This window comes from Roseomonas chloroacetimidivorans (genome assembly GCF_049629625.1).
Taxonomy (GTDB): domain Bacteria; phylum Pseudomonadota; class Alphaproteobacteria; order Acetobacterales; family Acetobacteraceae; genus Roseomonas; species Roseomonas chloroacetimidivorans.
Genome location: NZ_JBNBZS010000244.1, coordinates 1 through 1,965 on the forward strand (window position 1 = coordinate 1; position 1,965 = coordinate 1,965).

The window sequence follows — 1,965 nt, forward strand, 5'->3', positions numbered from 1 at the left end:
AAGGTGACGCAGGCCGTCATCACCGTCCCCGCCTACTTCAACGACGCCCAGCGCCAGGCCACCAAGGATGCTGGCCGCATCGCCGGCCTCGAGGTCCTGCGCATCATCAACGAGCCGACCGCGGCGGCGCTTGCCTATGGCATGGAGAAGAAGGGTAGCGCCCGGGTCGCGGTCTATGACCTCGGCGGTGGGACCTTCGACATCTCCATTCTGGAGCTCGGCGAAGGCGTCTTCGAGGTGAAGTCTACCAATGGCGACACCTTCCTCGGCGGTGAGGACTTTGATGCACGCATCGTCGACTACATCGCGAGCGAGTTCCTACGTGAGCAGGGCATCGATGTTCGCAAGGACCGGCTCGCGCTGCAGCGCCTGAAGGAGGCCGCGGAGAAAGCGAAGATCGAGTTGTCCTCCGCCAAGGAGACTGAGATCAACCTGCCCTTCATCACTGCAGACGCCTCCGGGCCGAAGCATCTCGTGATGAAGCTGACCCGGGCGAAGTTGGAAAGCCTCGTGGATGACCTGATCCAGCGCACGATCGAGCCCTGCCGGGCCGCGCTGAAGGACGCCGGTGTCTCGGCGAAGGACATCGACGAGGTGATCCTGGTGGGCGGCATGACCCGCATGCCCAAGGTCGTCGAGACGGTGAAGGAGTTCTTCGGCAAGGAGCCCGCTCGCAACGTCAACCCGGATGAGGTGGTCGCCGTCGGCGCGACCGTGCAGGCGGCAGTCCTGACCGGCGACGTGAAGGACGTGGTGTTGCTGGACGTGACACCGCTGTCGCTCGGCATCGAGACGCTGGGCGGCGTGTTCACCCGGTTGATCGACCGCAACACCACCATCCCGACCAGGAAGTCCCAGACCTTCTCCACCGCCGAGGATAACCAGACGGCGGTCACCGTTCGCGTGTTCCAGGGCGAGCGCGAGATGGCGGCCGACAACAAGCTGCTGGGCGAGTTCAACCTGGTCGGCATCCCACCCGCCCCGCGTGGCATGCCGCAGATCGAGGTGACCTTCGACATCGACGCGAACGGCATTGTCTCGGTATCAGCCAAGGACAAGGCAACGGGCAAGGAGCAGCAGATCAAGATCCAGGCCAGCGGCGGGCTGTCGGAGCAGGACATCCAGCGCCTGGTCCGGGAAGCCGAGCAGCATGCGGACGAGGACAAGCGGCGCCGCGCGGTGATCGACGCACGCAATCAGGGCGATACTCTGGTCTACACCGCCGAAAAGCAGCTGCAGGAGAACGGGGGCAAGGTCGGCAGTGCCGAACGTCAGGCCCTCGAGGACGCGGTCCGGCAGCTGCGGGACGTGCTCTCGGGTGAGGATGCCGAGCGGATCCAGCGCCAGACCGAGGCTCTGTCCCAGGCGATGTCCCGGTTCGGCGAGGCGGTCCATCGAGCCGGTGCGACGCAAGAGACCACCGGTTCTGGTAATGCGGGCGGACCCAGCACGGCCGGCAGCGACAACGTGGTCGATGCCGAGTTCGAGGAGGTGGACGACCGCAAGCGCGGTCACGGCTGATCATGCGGAGGGAGGCTGAACGTGGACATTCAGAAGTTCACCGAGCGCGCCCAGGGCTTCCTGCAGGCGGCGCAGACCATCGCCATCCGGGAGTTCCATCAGCGGATCACGCCGGAGCATCTGCTGAAGGCACTCCTCGACGATGAGGAGGGGGCGGCAGCGGGCCTGATCCGGGCGGCCGGGGGCGATCCCCAGGCCGCCAGGCAGGCAATCGACCTCGAGGTCTCCCGGCTGCCCAAGGTGCAGGGCTCCGGCGCCGGTCAGCCGCAGGTGACGCCTGATCTGGTCCGGGTGCTGGACGCGGCGGAGCAAGCGGCACAGAAGGCCGGTGACGAGTATGTGGCCCAGGACCGCCTGCTGGTGGCGCTTGCCGCCTCCGACGGCCCCGCGGCTCGCGCCCTCCGCGATGCCGGCGCCACCCCGCAGGCCCTGGACAAGGCGCTG

2 protein-coding genes are annotated in these 1,965 nt (G+C 67.0%); both read left to right on the forward strand.

The window, feature by feature from the left end; genetic code table 11:
• Positions 1–1,521: molecular chaperone DnaK (gene dnaK / locus ACO1BU_RS37085; RefSeq protein WP_424140859.1), on the forward strand; the 1,521-nt coding region annotated here is incomplete at its 5' end.
• Between the two features lie 21 nt (positions 1,522–1,542).
• A partial coding sequence (locus tag ACO1BU_RS37090; RefSeq protein ID WP_424140860.1) for a Clp protease N-terminal domain-containing protein occupies positions 1,543–1,965 on the forward strand: 423 nt, incomplete at its 3' end.